The organism is Cupriavidus sp. WKF15, from assembly GCF_029278605.1.
In the GTDB taxonomy this organism is placed as follows: domain Bacteria; phylum Pseudomonadota; class Gammaproteobacteria; order Burkholderiales; family Burkholderiaceae; genus Cupriavidus.
In genome coordinates this window covers 720,718-743,583 of the sequence record NZ_CP119573.1, presented here as the reverse complement: position 1 = coordinate 743,583, position 22,866 = coordinate 720,718, and the positions used below count along the sequence as shown (strand labels likewise).

15 protein-coding genes are annotated in these 22,866 nt (G+C 65.8%); 5 read left to right on the top strand and 10 right to left on the bottom strand.

Annotation, left to right across the window (positions count from 1 at the left end):
* Nucleotides 1–4: 4 nt before the first annotated feature.
* Both CupriaWKF_RS20725 and CupriaWKF_RS20720 read right to left on the bottom strand, forming a co-directional pair.
* Entirely contained in the window at nt 5–1,207 is a 1,203-nt protein-coding gene (locus tag CupriaWKF_RS20725; protein ID WP_276102635.1) for a hypothetical protein, read from the bottom strand.
* A 71-nt stretch (nt 1,208–1,278) separates the two neighbouring features.
* On the bottom strand, nt 1,279–2,532 hold the full coding sequence (locus CupriaWKF_RS20720) for an oligosaccharide flippase family protein (RefSeq protein WP_276102634.1): 1,254 nt from the start codon (nt 2,530–2,532) through the stop codon (nt 1,279–1,281).
* Between the two features lie 696 nt (nt 2,533–3,228).
* Between CupriaWKF_RS20720 and CupriaWKF_RS20715 the strand changes: the two genes are divergently transcribed.
* From CupriaWKF_RS20715 to CupriaWKF_RS20700, 4 genes are all read left to right on the top strand, one after another.
* On the top strand, nt 3,229–4,356 hold the full coding sequence (locus tag CupriaWKF_RS20715) for a polysaccharide biosynthesis/export family protein (RefSeq protein WP_276103342.1): 1,128 nt from the start codon (nt 3,229–3,231) through the stop codon (nt 4,354–4,356).
* A gap of 11 nt (nt 4,357–4,367) precedes the next feature.
* Nucleotides 4,368–4,862, top strand: coding sequence for a low molecular weight protein-tyrosine-phosphatase (locus tag CupriaWKF_RS20710; protein WP_276102633.1), 495 nt, complete (start codon nt 4,368–4,370; stop codon nt 4,860–4,862).
* Nucleotides 4,837–7,092 (top strand): polysaccharide biosynthesis tyrosine autokinase, encoded by a 2,256-nt coding sequence (locus CupriaWKF_RS20705; RefSeq protein WP_276102632.1) that lies wholly within the window; start codon nt 4,837–4,839, stop codon nt 7,090–7,092. Before CupriaWKF_RS20710 ends, CupriaWKF_RS20705 begins: the two co-directional genes overlap by 26 nt.
* Nucleotides 7,093–7,246: 154 nt before the next feature.
* A complete protein-coding gene (locus tag CupriaWKF_RS20700) occupies nt 7,247–8,914 on the top strand; it encodes a right-handed parallel beta-helix repeat-containing protein (protein WP_276102631.1) in 1,668 nt (555 codons plus the stop codon).
* 456 nt (nt 8,915–9,370) lie between these two features.
* Here CupriaWKF_RS20700 and CupriaWKF_RS20695 read toward each other — a convergent pair whose 3' ends face one another.
* The 8 genes from CupriaWKF_RS20695 to CupriaWKF_RS20660 form a co-directional block, all read right to left on the bottom strand.
* On the bottom strand, nt 9,371–11,761 hold the full coding sequence (locus tag CupriaWKF_RS20695) for a polysaccharide biosynthesis tyrosine autokinase (RefSeq protein WP_276102630.1): 2,391 nt from the start codon (nt 11,759–11,761) through the stop codon (nt 9,371–9,373).
* A gap of 86 nt (nt 11,762–11,847) precedes the next feature.
* On the bottom strand, nt 11,848–12,570 hold the full coding sequence (locus CupriaWKF_RS20690) for a Crp/Fnr family transcriptional regulator (protein WP_276102629.1): 723 nt from the start codon (nt 12,568–12,570) through the stop codon (nt 11,848–11,850).
* Nucleotides 12,571–12,919: 349 nt separating this feature from the next.
* The gene (locus CupriaWKF_RS20685) at nt 12,920–15,034 is read right to left on the bottom strand and encodes a hypothetical protein (RefSeq protein WP_276102628.1); all 2,115 of its coding nucleotides are present in this window, start codon (nt 15,032–15,034) and stop codon (nt 12,920–12,922) included.
* Nucleotides 15,031–16,014 carry a DUF1839 family protein gene (locus CupriaWKF_RS20680; protein ID WP_276102627.1) on the bottom strand — a complete coding sequence of 328 codons (984 nt, stop codon included), beginning with the start codon at nt 16,012–16,014 and terminating at the stop codon, nt 15,031–15,033. The genes CupriaWKF_RS20685 and CupriaWKF_RS20680 overlap by 4 nt, the downstream gene beginning before the upstream one ends.
* Before the next feature lie 548 nt (nt 16,015–16,562).
* Nucleotides 16,563–16,841, bottom strand: a complete 279-nt coding sequence (locus tag CupriaWKF_RS20675) for a hypothetical protein (RefSeq protein ID WP_276102626.1) — start codon at nt 16,839–16,841, stop codon at nt 16,563–16,565.
* A gap of 96 nt (nt 16,842–16,937) precedes the next feature.
* Nucleotides 16,938–17,408: a DNA-binding response regulator gene (locus CupriaWKF_RS20670; protein WP_276102625.1), complete on the bottom strand. Its 471-nt coding sequence runs from the start codon at nt 17,406–17,408 to the stop codon at nt 16,938–16,940.
* Between the two features lie 199 nt (nt 17,409–17,607).
* Nucleotides 17,608–18,483, bottom strand: coding sequence for a response regulator transcription factor (locus CupriaWKF_RS20665; RefSeq protein WP_276102624.1), 876 nt, complete (start codon nt 18,481–18,483; stop codon nt 17,608–17,610).
* Between the two features lie 588 nt (nt 18,484–19,071).
* The gene (locus CupriaWKF_RS20660; protein ID WP_276102623.1) at nt 19,072–20,394 is read right to left on the bottom strand and encodes a benzoate/H(+) symporter BenE family transporter; all 1,323 of its coding nucleotides are present in this window, start codon (nt 20,392–20,394) and stop codon (nt 19,072–19,074) included.
* Nucleotides 20,395–21,263: 869 nt separating this feature from the next.
* Here CupriaWKF_RS20660 and CupriaWKF_RS20655 point away from each other — a divergent pair.
* Nucleotides 21,264–22,826 (top strand): phage integrase family protein, encoded by a 1,563-nt coding sequence (locus CupriaWKF_RS20655; RefSeq protein WP_276102622.1) that lies wholly within the window; start codon nt 21,264–21,266, stop codon nt 22,824–22,826.
* Nucleotides 22,827–22,866 lie beyond the last annotated feature (40 nt).

Sequence of the window (22,866 nt, the reverse complement as noted above, 5' to 3'; positions counted from 1 at the left end):
GGCGTCAGCCTTCGCGCCCTTTCCTCATTTTGAAATGGGTTCCCAGCGACTGGAACTCGCCGGACACACTGCGCCCGGCCCGTCTTTCTCTGACGCTGCAAATCAGCAGGCAGACCAGCATCGGCACGAACATCCACTTTTGCCGCACGGAAATTCCCAGATTCGCTGTTGTCGTGGCAAGGATCACCGACGTGCCGCAGCAGTATATCCAGAGAAACAGCCGGTTCTTCAGCACTACGCGGCTTCCCCGCCGCCGGATTGCGCCCCAGATGGCAAGCGTGGCGAGCAGCAGCAGCACCATGTTGTCCATCGACGCGGCAAGGCCGAAGACGTCGCGGGCCTCTACCGGCAGAGGCCGAAACACATAGGTGAAAAGCTGCATCGGCAGCGACATGCCGGAGATGTCGACGCCGCCGCCGCCCTGCTGGTTAAATCCCTGGCGCGTCTGGATGTACTGCTCGATGGTGGCTGCGTCCGCTCCATCGGCCAGGCCGGCATAATGCATGGCGAACGGTACAACCGCCGCAGCGGCGGACAATGCAGCGCCGGCCAGAAGGACACGCCATTTCAGGGACATCCTGGACGAGATCAGCATCGAGGCAGCCAGCGCCACGATCATCACTGCCGCGATGTGCGGGCGCACGACAAACATCGCGGCAACGGCGATGACCATCACCAGGCTGCGGCGCGGCATCGACATGCTCGCCCACAACGCAAGACTGGTCGCCATGAAGGCAACGCCATCCTTGCCGATGGCTGTGCTCCAGAAGCTGATCGACGGCATCAGCACGATCACGATGGCCAGCCACTGCAGAAACCTGCTCCGGTCCCGGGTGACCCTGTGCAACACCGCGTCGAACGCCAGCAGGCCGATGACCCCGAATATGTTGAAGACGAAGAACACCCCGAGGTATGAGAGGCCGAGGTAACTGGAGAAGATATGCGTGAAGTAGCTCACCGCGTGCGTGCCGATGGAAAACTCCGGCGACGGGGACAGCGAAGCATCGAAATAGTCCGTCGCGTCGCTACGCTCGTCCATCTCCAGTTTCGCGTAGAAGACGCAGAAAATCGTGTGCCACAGGTAGAGAAAGAGCCCCCACTTCGGCCCGGTACCGAACTTGCGGCAGAGGACCAGCGTCACCTGCGCTCCCACCAGCAGTACGAGCGTCGCGCTGATGACATGCCACGCGGAAGATGCGTATTCCATGGTCAACGTTCCTGGGGCCTTTCACATTCAAGCCAGGCGTGCGCCGCGGCACCGTGACAGGCGCCGGCAAGTCACGCCGCCTGCTCCACCGCGACCGGCTCGCGGCAGCGGATGAAGAAGCCGATGCCGGCAATCACCGCTACCGCGTTGCCCGCGATATAGCCATAGACCGCGCCCTGGGCACCGTACCGCGGGATTGCGATGAGGTCCACCACGACCATGGTGAAAAGCACCAGCAGCCATTTCTCCACCAGCCAGTTCGGCCGGCGCAGGTAGATCACCAGCAACGACAACGCGGCGTCGGCAAACACCAGGCCGGATGCCATCGCGGAAAGGCGCAACAGCGTCACTGCGGCCTCGTAGTGAGCGCCGTAGATCAACGCAATGATCCATGGCGCGCAGTAGGCGATCAGGATGCCCCCGGCCACGCCCAGCGCAACCATGCCGGCAGTGACGCGCAGCACGTTGCGGCGTACCAGGGCCAGGGTCGGCTGCGCATAGATCATCATCGGCGCCACCGAGCTGGCGATGATCGCGCTGAGCATCATGAAATTGTCCAGAATCTGCATGGACGCGGCATAGCTGCCCAGCTCGAACAGGGAAATGTGCGGCTTGAGCAGGAGCTGGTCGACGCGCTTCGCGCACAGCATCAGCATCGTGCTCATCCAGAACACGGTGCCGTCGCGCAACAGCATCCGGGCAAGAGACCAGTCAAAGTCCACCGTGCCGCGCGGACTGCGCTGCCGGTAGTAGCGCGCCAGCAGTGCCGCGTACAGCACGGACTCCACGGCGATCACCCAGGCAAAGGCCGGCACGGAATTCATGCCGGCCAGGTAGAGCGCCGCGACCGCCACCATTCGGAACACGAGGCCGGCCATGCCGTAGACCACAGCCGGGCGGCTGTCGGTCCGAGACTGCAGCCATGACCGGACCGCGCCAAAGGGCTCGCGCATCAGAATGGGAATGCCGATGATGATGACGACCAGGACGATGACTTTGTCCTCCTCCGTCATCGCCACGACCACCGCCACCAGCACATAGCCAACCACTGCGGCAATCTCGCGCAAGCCAAACACGTGGGCCAGGAGCCTGTGCTGCGCGTCTGGCGCCTGGTCGGCCACCAGGCGCGGGATGACCACTTCATTGCCGCAGATAAGGGCGAACGCCGACGCGATCAGCACCAGCGATTGTGCGTACTGGAACTCCGCAAAGCCTTCAGGACCAACGGCGCGTGCGATCATTGCCACGCTCGCGATGCCAAACAGCACCTGCAGACCACGCTCGAAAACCAGCCAGAGCACATTGCGGGCGATCTGCATACGCATGCCAGGACTCCCCGGAAAGAAGATTGGTAACGTCATCGCCGGCATAGCCGTCGGGCCTGCCTTGCGGCCTGTCATCGCCAGGCGTGCCAGTCTTCGTTGGAAACGCGGTCAAAATGGCGCCGGCATCGTTGCATGGCCCGGCCATACCGCTTTTGCTACCTGTGACCGCGCGTATTGCCAGCGCTGCGCCTCGCCTTGATGGCGGTTCCTGGCGCGGAAGATTCAGTCCCCGCCACCACGCCTGGCGCCGGTGCCCGGCTCGCTGGATCCCCGCATCGATTCTAGGCATTCTGGCAGCCCGGCCTCCGCACCCACTGTTGTCCCCCGCACACTGCCGCGCACCTTGCCAGGACGGATCTCCCAGACGATGGCCTATGCTCAGTCGAGTGGCCCGACACGTGGCCGCGCCCGGCCGTGTGTTCCCGCAGGATACTGCGTTGCCCGGGGGCGGCAGCATCGTCCAGATGGCCGTCCCCTCCCGATGGGGGAGAACAGCCGTCCATGCCGTGTCGCTTTCGCTTCCACATGGCAGGAGGCTCCCCCGCCTGAAGACAATGTGTGACAGCGCACCGAGCCTTTCAGCCGGCCTGCCTACGATGAATGCATCGTGGGCGTAGTTCCGGGTCTTGTGCCTGCCCGCTTTGCGAGGAGATCGCCGTGAGTCCACTCCGCAACCGTGCCATCCAGCCCACAAGCATGGCGAGGTGCCGCAGCGCCGCAGCCTCCCTGCTGCCCCTGTTGACCACCGCGCTGCTGACGGCCTGTGCCGCCTCCCCGGGCATGGTCTTCGACAGCAAGGCGCCGGTCAAGGCGGTCGGCCCCGACGCGGTGCCCAACGTGACGCCGATCACGCTCGACCTCGTGCGCGAACTGCGCACCAAGATCAAACCCACCAACGAGCACGTCGAAGAGCTGTATGGCGTGCCGCAGCCTTACCGGATCGGCCCGGGCGACATCATCTCGGTGGTGGTCTGGGATCATCCGGAGCTGGTCTTCCCGACCCAGACCTACAGCCCCGCCGCGAGCTTCGAGATTCCCGCGTCGACCGGTGGCTCCAACCTGCCGGGCTATGTGGTGGGTGCGCAGGGAGACATCCAGTTTCCCTATGCCGGCACGCTCAGGGTCGCCGGCAAGACCGCCGTCCAGGTGCGCGACGAAACCGCTCGCATCCTCTCGCGCGTCGTGCGGGATCCCCAGATGACCGTGCGCGTGCTCGGCTATCGCAGCCAGCGTGTCTACGTCGACGGGGAAGTCCGGACACCCGGCATGCTCGCCATCGACGATGCGCCGATGACGCTGGTCGAGGCGCTCAATCGCGCCGGGGGCGTGCTGAATACCACCGGGGACAACAGCCGCGTGCGGGTAACCCGCGGTGAACGCAGCTGGTACGTCAATATTCCCGCGCTGCTGTCCCAGGGCATCGATCCGGCCCGCATCATGTTGCGCTCCGGCGACATCGTGCGCGTGGAACAGCGCGAGGACAACAAGATCTTCGTGACCGGCGAAGTGGGAAGGCCAACGTCGCTGCTGATGCGCAACGGCCGCATGACGCTGAACGAGGCGTTGGGTGATGCAGGCGGCGTCAATCCGGGCACGGCCAATGCGGAACAGATCTTCGTCATTCGCAAGGCCTCGGACGGTGAACCTAAGGTTTTCCACCTCGACGGGTCATCGCCGGCGGCACTGGCCATTGCCGAAGGCTTCGAGCTGGAGCCGAAGGACGTGGTCTATGTCGACGCCCGCGACCTGGTCCGCTGGAGCCGCGTGATGAACCTGCTGCTGCCATCCACGTCCCTGGTCGGCACCGCGGCGACGATCAAGTGAGTGACGCAGGCATGCCCAGAACCATCCTCGTCGTCTGCCTCGGCAATGTCTGCCGTAGCCCGATGGCAGCCGTCCTGCTCAACCGCGCCCTGCCCGGCTTCGAAGTGACCTCGGCCGGGCTCGAGCCGCCGGTCGGCGCCGCCGCCGATCCGCGCGCCGTGCGCTTGCTGGCCAACGAGGGCTGCAATCTTGCCGGCCACCGTGCCCGCGCCGTCGACAGCACCCTGGTGGAATCGGCCGAGCTGGTACTGGTCATGGAAAGCTTCCAGCGCGAGACGCTCGAGCAACGCTTTCCGCAGTCGCGCGGCAAGACCTTCAGGCTGTGCGAAGGCATGAATCTCGATGTGCCCGACCCGTACCAAAGCTCGCAGCAGATGTTCGGCATTGTCCTGGAAATGATCAAGCAGGGAATCTCAGCCTGGTCGTCGCTATTGGAACCGAAGGACGCCGTTGCGTCGACGACAGTCACAGGGGGCCGACATGAGAATCATCACCAAGCAGGATGACGCGACCGACGAGCCGGTCGAGCAGGTCGAGTCTGCCGACCTGACCGCCTATGTCGATATTCTGGTCCGGTACCGCTGGTCGTTCCTCGGCACCGCCGTCATCGTCGTCGCACTGGGCTTGCTCTACGCACTGATCGCCGCGCCGGTCTACCGCACGGACATCGTGCTCCAGGTGGAGGAGCAGAATGGGCAACCTGCGGGCGGTGCAAGCAAGCTGTCCACCTCGATGTCGCCGGGGCTGGATCTCAAGCCGGCGGCTTCGGCGGAGATGGAATTGGTGCGCTCCCGGATGGTGGTTGGCAAAGCCGTCGAAGCCTTGAATCTCGATATCGAGGCAAAGCCGCGCTACTTTCCGCTGATCGGAGAGAGCGTCACGCGCTTTAACCGGGAACTGTCCAAGCCGGGTCTTTTCGGTTGGGGCGGCTTCGCGTGGGGAAGCGAATCGATCACCGTGCCGGTGCTGGACGTGCCTGCGTCGCTGGAAGGCCGCACGATCCAGCTGACAGCGGCCGGCGATGGAGGCTATTCGGTGTCGATCAACGCCGGTGACGTCCATGGCAGCGGCAAGGTCGGCGAGCCCCTTTCCGTCGGTACGCCGGCCGGTCCCGTCCGCCTGCTGGTCAAGGAACTCGATGCGCGTAGCGGCACCAGGTTCGAGCTGCGCCGGCTGCCGCGCAGCACGGCCATCTCGCGCTTGCAAGGCAAGCTCGTGATTCTTGAGCGCGGCAGGCAAAGCGGCGTGATCGGCGTCGCGCTGGAAGGCAGCGACCCGTCAATGACTGCCGCCACGCTCAATGAAATCGGCAACGCCTATGTCGAGCAGAACGTGCTGCGCAAGGCCGCTGAAGCAGAGAAGTCGCTGAGTTTCCTGGAACAGCAGCTGCCCGCGCTCAAGCAGCAGGTCGAGACGGCCGAGAGCCGTTACAACGCCATGCGCAACCAGCGCGGCACCGTTGACCTGCCGGAGGAATCCAGGCTGATGCTGAACCAGTCGGTCCAGCTCCAGGCCAAGCTGCAAGAGCTTCGGGCCAAACGGCAGGAGCTGGACGCACGCTTCACGCCCAACCATCCGATCATCTCGCTGATTGACAGCCAGATCGCGAGCGTCAACGCCCAGATCAACGGTCTGTCGGGGCGCATCCAGAAGCTGCCGGATGTCGAGCAGAACGTGCTGCGCCTGATGCGCGACGTAAAGGTCAGTTCCGACATGCTGCAGTCGCTGCTGAACGACATCCAGCAACTCAGGCTGATGAAGGCCAGCAAGGTTGGCACCTCCCGTCTGGTGGACTCGGCGGAAGTGCCGGTCAACCCGATTCGCCCCAACCGTGAAGTCATCGCCACGCTTGCGGTCGTGGTCGGCCTCTTCGCCGGCGTCGCGGCGGTCGTCATGCGCCACAGCTTCAACGGTGGCGTAGGCGACGCCGACGAGATCGAGCGGAGAACGGGCATGGTCGTCTATGCAACGGTCCCGTTTTCGCTGCAGGAAGCACAGACGCAGAGGAAAGGCGCCGGCGACGTGCTGGTGCGGCGACAGCCGGACGATCCCGTGGCGGAAACCCTGCGCAGCTTCCGCACCGCTTTGCAGTTCACGCTGGCCGGCAACAAGAGCCGGACCGTGCTCATTACGGGGCCCGCCCCGGGCATCGGCAAGTCCTTCATCTGCGCGAATTTCGCTACGATCGCTGCCAGCGGCCGGCGTGTGCTGCTGATCGACGCCGACCTGCGTCGCGGGTCGCTGCATCGCCGCTTCGGGGTCCAGCGCACGCCCGGCCTGACCGAACTGCTGCTGGGCGCGCCGTTTGATCAGGTCGTGCAAAGGGAAGTGGCACCGGGTCTGGACTTTATCTCGACGGGCAGCGAGCCGCCGCACGCGACCGATGTCCTGCTCAGCCCGGCGATGGAGAGCCTGCTCGCCATGCTGACGACGCGCTACGACCTGGTCCTGATCGATACCCCGCCCATCCTGGCCGCCACCGACGCCGGCATCCTGGCCAGCAAGGCCGCCGCCGTCTTCCTGGTGGCATTCGCCGAGAAGAGCACTGTACGCGAACTGCAGGCATCCCAGCGGGCGATCCGGCAGAGCGGCGCCGAGGTCAAGGGCGTACTGCTCAATGGTCTGCGCATCGAAGGCCGCTGGTACCGGTCGCATTACTACTTCGGCAAATACCGGTACCTCGGTGAGTACAGCTCGAAGCCGGCAAAGCCCGCAAAACCGGCAAGGCGGGCCTGAAGAGCATCGGGCGACCTTGACCGGGCCCGAAAATATCGCTGGTCTGCCAATCAATGGTTGCGGGCCTGACCCTGTCCAATACCGGACCGGAGGCCTGGCTTGTTGCCGTCGCCACGACCATGCGCGTACGCCTTATAGCTGAACAGGATCCGAGATGAAGATCACGCCATCGCAGAATCGAAAGACGTCGAGCCGACTCTGGCTTTTCGTCACTGTCGTTGCTGGCTGTTCCTTTCCGCTGCTTTCGAACTTTCCGCAGACTGGATTCCAGGTGTCGGCCAGAAGCCTGAATGAGAGCCGGCAGGGTTCTGGCGCCCCATCCGGCGCCCCATCCGGCGCCATATCCAGCGCAGTAACGGCAGCCTCCGGCCCTGCCCCGACGGCGAGCGCCATGAGCGCTTCCGCGGCCTCGGATCCGTGCCCGCTTCTGACCGCCGAGAAGAACGCCTATCCTGGCGCCACAGTTAAGGCCATCACCGCCTACGGGGCCCGGGGAGATGGCAGCACCGACGACTATGTTGCCTTCCAGCGGATGGCGTCAGAGATTACCAATCGCAGATTTTCCAGGCGCCAGATCATCTATTTTCCCAAAGGGACTTACTACATCAATCGCTACGCCGTCACCGGCGGTCCCGAGGCGAACAAGATCAGGAATGTCCAGTTCCTGAAAGCGAGCAACTTCAGCCTGATCGGCTGTACGGGATCGGTGGTTTCCTTCAAGGGGGACTTCACGATCACCAACGATTACAACCATGGCGGATCCTGGTATTCCTACAAGCACCAGCTCGGGTTCGAGTTCAGGAATTCCAGCAATTTCAAGGTCTCGGGCCTGGAGATCTACGGCAACGTCGACAAGATGTCGCGGCCACCTGCGCCGAGAGGCGAATCATTGAGTGAAACGTCGTCACAGGGGATCCAGACGAACGCGAGTTCCAACTATGAGCTCAGCCACCTGAAGGTCCATCACTTTGCCTGCGATGGCCTGTTTATAGGCGGAGAGTTCACCGCCGACCTCAACGGCACCATCCACGATGTCGATTCGTACAACAATGCCCGCCAGGGCATGAGCATCATGCAGGCAAGATCCTTCCGGATCACCAACTCCTCGTTCCGCAACACCGGTATTACCGGCGGCTCCTACCCGACCCACGCTCCCGCCGCGGGGGTAGATATCGAGCCCGATGGCACGCCGGCGGATGGCGTGACCGCGCGAACAGGAAACATAGTCTTCGATGCCTGTCGCTTCCTGAATAACAAGGGCTCGCAATTCGTCGGTGGCGACAACGGCAGGAACACCGAGAATGTCACAATCAGAAACTCGCAGATTGTCGGCCCGGCCGGAACCAAGAATCCTTACGTGGTCATCTTGTCGGCGCCCGGATCCGTCATTGAAAACAACGATATCGACACTGCGGACGGCGGCGTTTACCCTGCCTATTCGGAGGGCGTTGGCGACATGAAAACCGTCAACACGATCGTCAGAAAGAATACGATCAGGAGCAGTGGCGTCGGACTTCAGGCGATCGATGCCGGGGCAAGAATTGTCATCGAGGGCAATACGTTCATCAGCACGCACAAGCCGGGATTCGGCGACCCGTATCCGAATATTTCCGCCGGGGTTGCCAGCTTCTCTGAAAACAAGCTTTCCTATCCGCGCAACAGCTTCGGCTCGAGATCCGTTGTCGGCGTAATCAAGGCTTCTACGTTGATGAACAACTCGATCACGACAGACCTCACCGGTGGGAACTACACCATCAGGGTCGGCGCTGGTGCCAACGCCGCGAACAACGACGTCGGCGCACATATCCGGTTCGCGCAATAGCGACCGTGCGCGCCCTGCCGCCGGGACGCGCTGCCCGCCGTCCTGCGGCCGCAGCCAGCCCCTCGTTCCGGCTGTCAAGGCCCGGCGTCATCGGACTGCGCTCCAGCATGGCCTGAGTGACGCCGGCATCCTGCCCGGCAAAGCAACCGCGGTCTGCCATTTGGCGCGCCAGCGAGTGCCGTGCGGAAATTCGCAGCCAAGACCGTTCCATCGAAGAGGCGCCCACGCCTGGAGCGACGCGCGGCGAGCGCAGCCTTGCGGGCATTCGTGACGCCGGCTCGCGCGTCGACTCGACGGCCCGATGCAGCGATCCGTCGCGAGAGTCAGTCCCGGGAATCAGTCCGGAGATGGCAGCCTGGCCGGCGGCACCCAATCCAGCCAGGACTGCAGCGCATTTCCACGATCGGGACGCGAACGGCGGGCACGCAGAAACAGGTACGCCGCGCGTGCTGCCGTTCAGGATTTCCCTGGCGCATTCGCCTGCACCAGCGCCGGATGCTTCGGCTCGGCCGGTGGCAACGGCATCCCCAGATACGGATTGATGCTGTCGAAATCCGCCCGGTTACTGCGCCGTTGCACCACGCCATTGAGAATCCCGCCAGCCAGGCGCGCATCCGCGCGGGCCAGCCGCTTGAGGGTTTCGTTCACCTGGTCCGCCGGCGTGACGTCGGCGCGAATGACCAGCAGCGTCGACCCCGCCAGGCTGGCGATCAGCATCGCGTCCGCAACCGCCATCACCGGCGGCGTGTCGACGATGACCAGGTCGAAGCGGGCCGCGCAGCGGCGCAGGTTGTCCGCCAGTGTCGGCAGCATCAGCAGCTCGGACGGGTTGGGCGGCGTCTGGCCGTGGGTGAGAATGAACAGGCCGCTGATCACGGTCGGGCGGACGGCCTCGGCAATCGCCAGACGGCCGGCCAGGACTTCGGCCAGCCCGCCTTCAGCGGGCTGGTCGAACCAGTCGGCGACTTTTCCACGGCGCAGGTCCGCATCGACGAGGAGCACGCGCTGGCCGGCTTCCGCGAACAGCACCGCGAGGTTGACCGCGGAGAACGTCTTGCCCGCGCCCACCGCGGGGCTGGTGACGGCCACCACGCCGTCAGTTGCCGAACGCAGCGAGAAATGCAGCGCCGCGCGCAAGCTGCGCAGCCCTTCCACGGCGAGCGAGTGCGGCGCGCGCCGGGCGAGCAGGAAATGATCATGCAGCCCCTGCCTGAGAAGCCGTTCGCTTTCCGCATAGTCGCTGTCCGCCGGATCGGCGACCGATGCATCGACCAGCGCGGTGCCCGCGCGCGGGGCCTCGAGGCGGCCGTTCGCGTGCAAGGCAAAGCCCGCGGCAATGCCAAGGCGCCGCTTGGCGTCGATTTCGCGTTCGAGTGCCGCCTGTTCGTCACTGAAGGCGACATCGCCGAGCATGGCAATGCCAAGCCGCTCCTCGGCATCGTTGGAGGTGGCCACCGAGGGCTTCAGGCGCTGGCGCACGCCGACGCCGGCCACGCCAAGGCACAGCCCGAGCAGCATGCCGCCCGACACGAATGGCCACGCCCCCGGCCCGACCGGGCGCGCCGGGGCAATGGCCTTGTCGATCAGGCGCATCTGGCTGGAATTGTCCGAGCGCATCAGCGACAACTGCTCGACCTTCTTGCGCAGCGTCATGTACATGTCCTCTGCCACCTTGACGTCGCGCGCCAGCGCCACCGACTCGCGCTCCGAGGCCGAGAGGCTCTGCATGCGGGCATCGATCTCCGCGCGATCGCGCGTCATTTGCTGGATCTGGCTGTCTACGGTCTTCACCTCATTCGCATCCGTGGTGAAGCGCTGCAACAGCTTGGTGCGTTCCATCCTGAGCGCGGTGATCTGGCGCTGGTACTCCATGCTGCTGTTCAGGAACGATTGCGCATCACGGCTGGGTTGCATCGAACCGGTGCGGGCGCGATAGCGGCTTTGCGCCTCCTCGGCGCGCGCCAGCTCGGCCTGCACGCGCGGCAATTCGCCGCTCAGGAAGGCAAGCGAGTCGGCGGCGTCGCCGCGGCGCTGGGCCGCCTGGCCGTTGATGTAGGCGCGCGTCACGCCGTTGACCAGCGCGGCGGCGATCTCCGGGACCGGGTACTGCCAGGCGACGCGGACCGTGCTGCCGCCGCCGTCAGTGCTTTCGCTCTCGACGGCAAGGTCTTGCCGGATCGCGTCGGCGGTGCGTGCCGGGTCATGGCGCGTGAGCAGGAAGCGGGTGCCGGGCGCGGCTTCGATGCGCGCCACGCGCAGTTCCACGCCGTTGCCGGCGGCATTCTCGCCGGCCACGCCTTCGACGAGCGTGGTGTCCTGGTAGCGGATGCGGTAGCCGCCATCCGGCAGCACCTCGAACTGCATGGGCTGGTCCACCAGCCGCTCCGGCACCGCCAGGCGGTCCAGCAGGAGCCGCTCGCCACCCCACGCGTAGCCGAGAAAGGTGCCGCGCGGCTGGCCCGGCGTCGACCAGCGCTCGACCAGCGCGCCGAGCAAGGGCGCGCGCACCGGCTTCGCGCTGATGTCCAGGTGCAGTTGTTCGACCACCGGCGCCACCACCGCGCGGCTGCGCAGCAGGCCGGCATCGAGCGGCGCGCCCGGCTGCGCCTGCCCGGCATTGCGCGCGGCGCCATCCTTGCCGTCCGCCTGCACGAGCGCCTGGACACGGTATTCGGGCGGCGACGACAGCGCCACTGCGCCGCCGATTGCGGCGCCAGCCACGCCCGCGGCGACGATCCATCCCATATGATCCAGCAGCGCCCGTGCCTGCAAGGCTTGCGCTTGCGGCGCTTCACGCCGGGGGATCTCCCGGTCGGCCGGTGCACCGGCATATGAAAGTCTGGTCACGGACACTGCTCCTCAAAGCGATGAAGGCCGGACCCGCAGCATGCGCTGCGGCGCCGGCCAGGCTTGCTCAGGCGCGTTTGCCAGCGTCAGGCATGCGCCAGCGCTGGCAGCAGGCGGTCGTATTCGCGCTTGACCAGCTTGTAGCACTCGCAGGAATGCTTTTCGAGCCCGCAGCGATCCAGCACCGTGATATGGCCACGGCTGTGATGGATCAGGCCGAGGTCTTCGAGCTTGCCGGCGGCTTCGGTCACGCCTTCGCGGCGCACGCCGAGCATGTTGGCGATGACCTGCTGCGTGATCGCCAGCTCGTTCGAGCTCAGGCGATCCACCGCCAGCAGCAGCCAGCGGCACAGTTGCTTGTTCAGGGAATGGTGCCGGTTGCAGGCGGCGGTCTGCGCGATCTGCGTCAGCATGGCCTGCACATAGAGCAGCGTGATCCGTTGCAGCGTCGGCGTGCGCGGCAGTTCGCTGCGCAGCAGGCGCGCGGGGATGCGGTAGGCCAGGCCCGGGCTGCGCACTTCCACGCGGCATGGCATGGTGTCGCCGCCGGTGACTACGGGCACGCCCACCAGGCCTTCGTTGCCGACCGCAGCAATCTCCACGGTGGCACCGTCTTCCAGCAGGGACAGCAGCGACACCACCGACGTGGTCGGGAAGTACACATGGACGATGCGTTGCCCCGAATCCGTCAGCAACTCGCCGGCACGCAGGCGCACCAGCTCGACGTACTGCGCCAGCGATTCCCATTCGCTGCGCGGCAATGCATTGAGCAGATAGTTGGCATTCAGATCCGAGCGATGCGCGATCATTTTCGTACCCCCTGTCCCATCCCGTATCCGGGCAAGAATCCACCTGCCGGTATCGCCCGCCCCGCCGGTCTGCCACGGGGCCCGGCCGCACCGGACCGGTCTGCCGCCGGCCCGTCCCGCCAGGCCTGCGCTTTGCATTCGTCTCCCCTCAGCCGGACTGCCGCGGCCCCGAACCATGCGGCAATGCATCCGGCCTGATGTCTGTATTTAGCGCTATGGATCGCCGGTCGGACAGTAGGCAGACGGCTGGTGCGCCGTCATCCATTGGTAGGTCGGCCGGAAAGCGGACATGCAAGGCAGCGCGCTCGCGGCGCCTGCCTGCGCGCACGCGGACGCGTGAGTAGTGCCGCTACGCGGCGTAGCTGGCGGGATCGTCCTGGTTCAGCGCCCACACCTTGCCGGCGGGCATGACTCCGGGTTGAGACGTTTGGCCGCCTTCATGCAAAAGGCGGATGCGGGTTCGCGCGCCAGGCGCGAGGTGGAACCAGTCCTGCGCCGGCTGCAGCACATGATCCTCGATGTGCACCCAGCGCGCGAAACGCGCGGCCGATATTTCGAGCCACCATTGACCCGCGTCTTGCAGGACTTCGGCGTGCAGGCCCGCCTGCGGCAGCGCTTCGGCGCGGCGGTCCGGCAGATGCGCGGCCTGGCTGAGCGGCTCGCCGCTGCGGGCATCCGACAGCGTGGCCAGCACGACGTCGCCCGCTTCGGGCGATCCGCCGTGCGGCGGGTGCGGCATCAGCGTGAGCGACTGATGTGCGCCAAGCCGCAGCACCTGCCCGGACTCGGCGCGAACCTGACTGCCGTGTGCGATCCAGCAAACCCTCAGGCAAAGGTCCCGCGCACCCGCGGTCTCGTTCATCAGGTCGGCACGGATCCGGCCCGCGGCGTCGGACCCGAGCAGGACCTGCAGCGGGCGGCACGCGGCACGCATCGCATGCCAGGCCGACTTGGGCCGGCCCTGCACATCCACGACACCCGTGCCGTTGGCAAGCGACACATCGCGCAGCGCCGGTACCAGCGCCAGTCCGGACCCGCCGCCTTCACGGCGGCAACCAGCGATGAAATCACTGGCCAGTTCCGCGGCGAGCGCGCGCGACAGGCGCAGATAGCGTTGCGGATCACTGCGGCGCAGGTGCGGCGGATCCACGCCATACAGCGTGAGCAGGTAGCGATCGCGGACGTCCTCGGCATCCCATAGCGTGCCGCGCGGATGCCATACGCCGGCCTTCCAGCACGGATCGCCAGGCGCGTGCGACAAGCCGAGCGCATCGAGCGTGCGCGCGCATGGCACGCCCGCGATCTCGGGCAACCATGCCGCATCGGGCAGGTTCATGCCGTCTCGCCAGAGCAGCACGCCGGCCGCGTCGCAGGCGCTGAGCAGATCCGCGGGCGGTGCGCTATCGCGATCGAGATACAGCACGTTCATGCCGGCACTGCGCGCAAGACGCAGCCAATGGCGGGTGGCCAGCGGCGAGGATGCGAGCGCGGCCAGTTCGCCGGCGTCCAGGCGCGCGCCACGGCAGAACACCGGCACATCGTTGATGCGCAGCAGCGGATCGCTTCCATGCCTGTCGCCCCGCACGCTGCGCAACGCGATCCGCCCGCAATCGAGCACTTGCCCGCCGGCTTCGGCCAGGACGCGATACCGCGCCGGTTGGCCATGCGTATGGGGCCACCAGAGCCTGGGATGGTCCAGCCGCACGTCGCCCGACAGCGTGAACGCATCCTTGCGCAAGAGCGGTGCGAGGACAATCCCATCCGCACCGCGGAGGCTCAGTCGCCCCTGCGCCGGTGCCTCGCCATGCAAGTGCAGGCGCATGGACACCCTGCCCGCGTCAGGCTCGATCCGGGCAGAGAGGTCCACCGCTGCATCGGCCAGGACATCGCCGCCGCCGAGTTCAAGCATCTCGACTGGCTGCAGCAAACCCACGGCGTGCAGTGGCGGGCCCTCGGCCGCCGCATGCCCGATGACACGCGCCGTCTGGAACGCCGGTGCCACGCGCCAGCACAGCGTGCCGCGCGCCGCGTGCAGCCGCGGTACGCTGGCCCGGAAGCACAGGTGCAGGGTATTGATGCCAGCCAGGTCCACCTCCGCATCGCACGCGTCGCACAGTGCCTGCGGTGTGCCGATCGGCCGCCCGTTCACCCATGCCTGCGCCGCACCAGCCAGGCCCCGCAGGCGCAGCAGCCGGCGCCCGGTCGCGGCGAAACGCAGGCGGTACCAGTAATCGTGCCGATGCACGGCGGCGGGCACGGCATCCCGCCAGCGGCCCGATACGCGCATGGCGTCGGCCACGGTACCCGGCACCGGGGCCGGCAGCCAGGCCGCGCGCTCGTCCAGGCAGGCCGGGCTGTCCGCGGCGCCGGGCAGCGTTTCCAGCCATGACCAGTCGCCCGACACGCGCAAGACGCGAGGCAGCCGGGCATCGTCGTGCGCGCGCGCGACGACGGCCACCGTCACGCCTTGCTCCCCGCGAAATGCCGCGCGAGCACGGGCACGCACGCCTGGTAAGAGGCTTCGAGCTGGTCCAGGCAATCCTCGCACGTGTCCGGCTTGCGGCTGATCACCGCGCGCATCAGCCGGAACTGCATGACCATCGCCTCCGATGCCATGGTGTAGCAGGCCTCGGCTGTCTTGTCGGGCACCTGCTCGCCTTGCATGACCAGCCAGCGCAGGTAGCGCGCGAGCAGTTCGAAATTGGCGCCGAGCTGGCGCAGTACACCGGCCGCATAGTGATGGAAGCCGGGTTCGCCGCGCGCCATCAGGCGCTCGAGATGTTCGGGGAACGCGGCGCGGAAGGTGCTGACCGGATTGTCTGACGGGCGGTTCGTCAGGTGAAAGCGAAACAGTTCCAGCGAAGCCTGCAGCAACGACGCGTCGCTGTACGTGCATGGATTGCGGCGCACCACGTCGGCGTGGGCGAAGAGCTGGACATCCGGGTTGCGTGCGCCAGGCGCCCGGCCAAAGAGCGTGGTGTAGTCTTCGCCGCTGGCGGTGTGATACCCGTCGGAGTGGAAATACCCCACGGCCAGCGCATCGGGGATCATCACGTCGATGCCGATGCACGAAAGCGTCCGCTGGCGATGGTAGGCCGTTCCCGGCGCTGGCGGCAGCTGGCTGCTGTCGACTTCCATCACCACGATGTTGCCGCGGCTGGTCTGCGCAGCCACGTGGTTCTCGAGCGAGTCGTACAACGTCAACGCATGGATGTTCAGGCCGAACAGCCGCTCGAGATCGGCCTCGGGTATCCGGCATTGCGTGAAATGGTCCGCTTCAAACGCCTGCCTGACGGTGCAAGGCAGCACAGCTACCGGCGGCAGGTCCAGGCCATGCAGCAGTTCAATCCATAGGTCGACGTGGCAGTTCACGTGCGACCAGACCGGATTTCCACCGCGCAATCCCGGACCGCCACGCCCACGCATCTTCGTGTCGCCGTACACTGTTGGCCTCCGCGCGTGCCAAGACTTTGCGTTTGCGGGCGCGCACAGCCAGGACTGCGAGCGCCAGCGCGCCGGCAGTTCGATTGTCTGTGCATCTCCTCCTCCTGTCCTGCGCGCCTTCCCCCGACCGTGTCCGTGCCTCATGACCGGTCGTGCTGCCGATCATTGCGCGCCGTGTTCCCGCCAGTCTGTTGGGCGGCGCACAGAGTTGCGCAGTCCTGCGCGCGGCGGCTCGCGCAGCGCGCAGGACCTATCCGCCGTCATGGATGAAGCATGGATGAGTACCATGCGCGCGGTACCGCACGCATGGTGCTTCTGGCGGATGGAGGCCGGGATGGCAATTGCCTATCGTCGATGGGACGTGCAAGCGCACTTCGGGCCTTGCACGGTTCAAAGCCCGCATGGTCCCCCGGTCGGCGGGCTTCTTTTTTGGCGTGCCGGACGCGCCGGGAAGTCCCATCAGGCCGGTCGCAAGGCAGTGCGGCAGCCTCGCGCACGCGGCTTCAGTCGCTATAAACAGGAGCGCACGCGGCGCGTGCGCCAGTGGTTCAGGGCACGAACGTTGGCGGCAGCCTGTGCCGGTGCTGGGCGATGATAAGTGCCTTCAGGCTTTCCACGCGCAACCGTGCCTCGCGCTCGCCGGCTTCGCGGGCGGCCTCGGCCGCGGCCACTTCGCAATCAAATTGCCGGCCATGCAATTCACCGCGGTACAACAGCGGTTCATCGCTCTGCGTAGCCAGCCGGATTTCGAAGCAACATGCCCACTTGCCTCGCCCTTCGCGCACGGCGAAGCCGCGCACGACAAGGAATTCCAGACCGCAGTCCATACGACCCCCTAGCACCCCCGCGGCGGCGGCCTCTGAAGCGGGACCAGCTTCTGTCGCAGGCAAATCAAGCATAGCCGCGCAGCGCGCGGATTGCCCTCATCCGGTGGCCGTAGTCCCCACCGGACAAACGAGGGAGGACAGCGGCGTGCCGCCCGCCACCGTGAGCGCGGTGCGCGGAAAACACTGCCCGCCGGCCCAGACGAGCGCCGTGGCGGCGCACACGAGTTCGGGCGATGCCGGCGCCGCGAGGCAACCGCTCGCACCGAGCAGCGCGGCGTGCAGCATGAGCGAGGCATCGAGCCGGTCGGAGATCACCAGCCAGCGCCGCGGCGCCAGCCTGGCGTGCAGGCGGTCGAGCAGCGTCCGTTGATCGCCTTCGACACCGCTGCAATCGAGCAGCGCGAGATCGGCAGGGTCTTCGGCTTGCTCGTCGGGCATGGACGCATCGGCTTCGTCGAGCCATTGCGGCGCGCGCCAGCGGATCGGCTCGGGCAGGCTGAGCGTCTGCAGTCGGCGGGCCAGGACCCGGCACATCACTTCGTTGCTGGCAATCAGATAGGTCGACATTGACGGTACGGGGCGGCGGGCCTGGCCGCGAAAGCAATACCACCGTTGGAGAACCGGGGCAGGCTGCGCTCATGCCTCGCTGCTGCGCACATGTACCTGCCGGTGCCTTTACTGGGAACGTAGCAACCTGCCGCTACGTCCGCCTCATGCTTTTGGATGAGCCAGGCTCGCCAGACGGAGGAGAGCCCGCCCGTCAGCGCTATGCCGCTGCCATGCCCGCGCCCGCAGCGACCTGCAACTGGCCAGCCGATGGCGGACCGGCCCAGTTGAGCGTGGCCCCGCGCTGCAGCGCGACGTAAACCGCTTCGCCCTTGTTGCGCACATGCAGCCGCTGGTAGAGCGTACACGCGTGCGTCTTGGCCGTGGCAACGGAGATATTGAGGATCCGGCTGACGGTCTTGATCGGGTAGCCGCGCGCCAGCAGCGCGAGCACCTCGTACTGCCGCTCGGTGATGTTGAGCAGGTGCGCGCCGGCCGATGGCGTTTCGTAGGTACCTGCATGCGTCGGCGCCAAAGCGCGCGGTGCTGGCTGTGCCGGATCGTCGCGGAGCGTCGCCGCCATGGCCAGGACACCATGGCCACGTTGCAGTGCCACGACGTTGCGGTCCTCGTCGGCCGCCGCCGGGTCGGACAGCATGGCATGCTCCACCAGCGCGTCGCTCATGGCAGCGGGCGCGCTTTCCATCTGGATGCGGGACGGAAAGCACTCGCCGCCGGCCAGCACCAGGCGCACCGCGGCGTCCAGCGCCGCAGCGCTGCTGTGCTTGTGCATGCAGCCGCGCACGGACTCGGGCAATGCGGCAGTGGCGAGCACGGCGGCTGGTGATTCGGCCAGCACGAGCACGCGCTGCGGCGCCAGGCGCTCGCACACCTCGGCGAGCTGCGGGCAGCCGTTGCCGTGTTCGGACGGCAGTCCGAACACCAGCAGGTCGGCGTCATGCAGCCAGAGATCGGATTCAATGGGAGCCAGCGGATCGATATCGATCAGGTCCCCGGGAATATGTGCTTGCGCCAGCAGATGGCGCAGCCCCAGGCGCAGCAGTGGATGAGGCTCGATCAAGAGGATTGTGGCCATGGCCGCTCTCTTTTCTTGTAGCGGCAAGCGCGAGCCCTGCAACAACCCGCCCTTGCGGTCGGAAAATGCCTCGCTATCCTGCGACTTGCATTCTCCCTACGATCCGGCAGAGCTCCAGCGCCATCAGTGTTCCCGTCCGTCCGGCTGAAGGTCCCTTCCCTTGGAGGTGTCGAATCGCCCCGTTTGCGTCTGTCCGACGCTTATCAACCCGCATGGCGCTCTTAGACGCCATTGAATTCAGATGTAAGAAAACGTAACTCTGGTAACCAGCATATGAAACGGTCTTGACGAAAGCAAGACATGACCAGCACCGCCGGGTTTTCCCCATCATCAATTCTCATGATGCGCGCGGTCCGCGAAACGTTGCCGCGCGCAAGGTCGTATGTGGAGTAGCAGGCGCGTAAATGTGTGCGCCGTGGAGCAACCGTGGCTTCTAGACGTGAATCCCGTGAAAGGGGATCCCCCCGGTCGGGGTAGGCAGACTTGCGCCGCCGTGCCACCCCCCGCTGAAGAGGGGGTCATCCAGGAAGCGGCAGATGTCTTCAAGAAGCCACTTGCCCGTCGGGGCTGGCGGGCGAGCAATGGAGATCAGAATTGCGCCCGGTCCTCCGTGGCCGGGGTTGGGTTCGCCGACGCCGCGGCGCGTGGCGTGGCAGGAGACGGCCTTGATCCGATCCCGTCCTTTTGCGGGGCTGCGCCCTGTGCCTGGCGTCGTTTCGAATGCAGGATGAGCCAGGCCACGCTGCCAATCACGATTCCCCAGAAGGCAGAGCCCAGGCCGAACATGATCATGCCCGATGCCGTGGCCAGGAACGTGATGACCGACGCCTCGCGGTGATCGTCCTGCGTGATGGCCTCCATCACGTTGGACATGATGGCGCCGACCAGCGCCAGCCCCGCAAGCACCGCGACGAAGGCGTGCGGCAGCGCATCGAACAGCAGCACGATGGTGCCCGCGAACGTGCCGCCGACGAGGTAGAACACTCCGTTGGCGAGGCCGGCCACATAGCGGCGCGCGGGGTCTTCATGCGCGTCCTTGCCCGTGCATAGCGCGGCGGTAATGGCCGCCGTCACGATGGTGATGCCGCCGAAGCACGCGACCGCCGCGCTGGCGAGGCTGGTGACCGCAAGAATGGGCCGCGCCGGGGTGCGGTACCCCGACAGGTGCAGGATCGCCATGCCGGGCAGGAACTGCCCAGTGAGGCTGACGATCACAAGCGGGATGGCCAGGCTCAGCGTGGCGCCGAGCGACCAGTGCGGCGCGGTGAAGACCGGACTGGCCAGCGCCAGGTGAAGGTCGCCCGCATGCGTGAGCCCCAGCATCGCGGCCACCGCGACACCAACCGCTAGCACCACGATCATGCAGTAGCGCTGCAGCCAGCGCCGGCACACGAGGTAGGTCACGATCATCACGCCCGCCAGCAGCGGCAGGGTCGCTGCAGCCTTGAATGCGCCTGCTCCAAACTGGAACAGGATGCCCGCCATCATGCCCGCCGCGATGCCGCGCGGAATGCGTTGCACCAGCCAGTCGAAGCTGCCCGAGATCCCGATCACGAACAGGATGGCCGCGGCGCTCAAGTAGGCGCCCACGGCATCCGCCAGGCTCAGTTGCGGGAACAGTGTCACCAGCAGCGCCGTCCCGGGTGCGGACCATGCCGTGACGACCGGCACCTTGAGCCACCCGCTCAGCAGCAAACCCGACACGCCTGCGCCGATTGAAATGCCCCACACCCAGGACGTGACCATGTCGGCCGGCAGGTTGGCCGCGTGCGCCGCCTGCAAGAAGATCACCAGCGGGCCGGAATAGGAGATCAGCACGGCGAGGAAGCCGGCCATGATGGCGGACAGGGACCATGCGCTGCGGGCGCGGTCCGCCTGGCTTTGGGCGGGGAAGGTTAGGGGTTCTTGCATGGGGTGGTGAAGGCGCGGGGGCCTGCTTGTCTCCGTTCCGGGTGTGTTCTTCTGCGGGACGCCGACATGCTGGCCGGCCCCTAGGGCGCATCCCGCTGCCGTTTCGTGCCGGGGGCGCGCACCGAGGATAGACAAGTGCCGCGCGGATCGTCCAACACTGATTGGGTATTGGGTTGATACGTGGGAGGTATGGTGGTGGTCCGCAAAGGAATGCTAACCGTCCTATCGAATCACGATCGGCAACGCGCAACACTTGTCGCCGTCATCGCGCAAGCTTCAACGTGTTCTGCCTGCTCGGGTGCTGAAGGCTCAGCTTGAATTGGTGCTGGATGAAGTGGGACTTGCCGCCTGAACCAACATGCTGCGCATAACAGCGTTGCCTCCGGCGTGATTGGGGCTGCTGTGCTTGGCAAGCGCGGCTGTTTCGCCGGCGCAGCCGGCGACCTACTTTTGCCCGAGCGGCAAAAGTAGGCAAAAACGCGTCTTCGTGGTCGACGAACGGCCTGAAGACGGCACAGGGCATAGCCACACTGTCTGCCGCGTAGATGATCAGGATAGACACATCCCTTTGCCAGCCGCGCGCCAAGGCACGGAAGCCGCCTAGCGGAAGCGTACCCATTTCTGCGTGCGCCAATGGGCGTCAAGCAAGTCGCAATTTTCCACCCGGAGTGGCTCGCGCTGAGGGTGGAAGTGGAAATCAGTGAAAGATCCTGCGGGGTTCGCCCGGCAATTGCTACAGGTGCAGGCAATAAAGTGTGGTGACTTGCACAAAAATAATTTACATTAACTTTGGCGCCGCAAAAGTGCCCTGCTCGAAATCCACTTTGAATAAAGTTGTTATAGTTCAGTCACTTACGTAAGAACCAGCGATGAGTGAAGACCACGGCGCTTCTGCCGCCACCAAGCTGACCCGGACGGAATTCGCTGTGGTGCGCGCGTACGCGCAAGGCATGCGTCCGGTCGACATCGCCAACCGCTATCTGTCGGATCCGGACGATGACGATGTGCTGACAGAGCACCAGGCAATCGCGCGCATCCTGGGGCTACGAGATCGTCTCGTACAGTTTGCCTTGCAGCATGACCGTCCCGAGATCGCCGAGATGTTCGAGGCGCTGCGGGGGCGGTCCGACGTCGGCATGACCCGCCGGGTCGATGCCCTCTCCTCGCTGGAAGGATTGGGACAAGGCCGGCCGTCGTCGGGGCACGAAGTCGGACTGTGGTTTGGCCCCAATCTGGCCCGCCGCCTCACGGCCGCGGGCATCCACAAGATTTCCGATCTCGCCGGGTTGGCTAATGCGCGCGGCAGCAGTTGGTGGCGGGCGGTACCGCGGATCGGCCCGAAGTCGGCGGAAGTCATTACGAGATGGCTGATTGCCCAGCGTGACCCTCAAAAAGATAACAACAAGGCACTTATCGGGACCTATATCATCGCGCCGTCCGAAGCCTCCCGGCGCCCCACCATGGTCCCGTTGCCCCTTGGTCCTCAGATGGCGTATCCGGTCCCGCTCGAGCTGATGCTACCCCCTCTCGCCACGCGCGCGTCACCGGATGCCGGGCAATCCGATCTGGAACTCGTGCGGCAATGGCTGGATGCCAAGCCGCGTTCGCCGCACACGCGCACCAGTTACCGGAAGGAAGCTGAACGGTTGCTGCTCTGGCTGGCGCGAGAGCAGCTGCGTCTGGCCGAGATAACCGGGGAATCGCTGCGAACTTATGCGGCGTTCCTGCAGGCTCCTGAGCCAGCCGCGTTCTGGTGCGGGCCGGCAAGCCCACGGGATCGTGTGCACTGGCGCCCGTTCGAGGGTCCATTAGGTGTCAGCTCGCGGACAGCGGCACTGCGCGTCGTTCGTGCATTGCTCACGTGGCTGTCGAAGGCGGGATTTATCGAGGGAAACGTCAATGTTGTCGATGCCGCGGCGGTCGATGTTGCATCCGGCGAGTCGGATGGGCGCGGCGTGCTCTCGCGCAGCGACATTGACGGTTTCCTGGACTGGTTGGGCAAGCAGGAAGAGGCGAAGTGGCAGGCGGCGTTCGCGGCTGGCCTGCTGATCCGGGATGGATTCAGGCTCAGCGAACTTGCCGGCATTTCCTGTGAAGGCTTGCAAATAGATGCCGCTGAAGATTGCCTGCAGTGGAATGGCCCAAAGGCGCGACCCCGCGTCATTGCGCCGGATACACTCGCATCGTTGCGCAAGCATTGGGTACGGCGGGGCCTGACCGCCTCCCCTCCTTCCGGTGCGGCGCTCCTGGGACCGACAGACTACCCACCTACCCGGCGTGGCGCCGCAAAGCGCCTCGCGGGCCACGGTGCGGGCTATGGAGCCAGTGGTCTTGATCAGCTGTTGAGGGCTGCATGGAAGGCCTATGTGAGGACGCGGGCAATGACATTGCCGGCATTCACGCCCAGGCAGATCCGGTCCGCAGCGGCGTGAATCCCGCGCGAGCAAGGGCCGTCATACCGCCCCGCCCTAT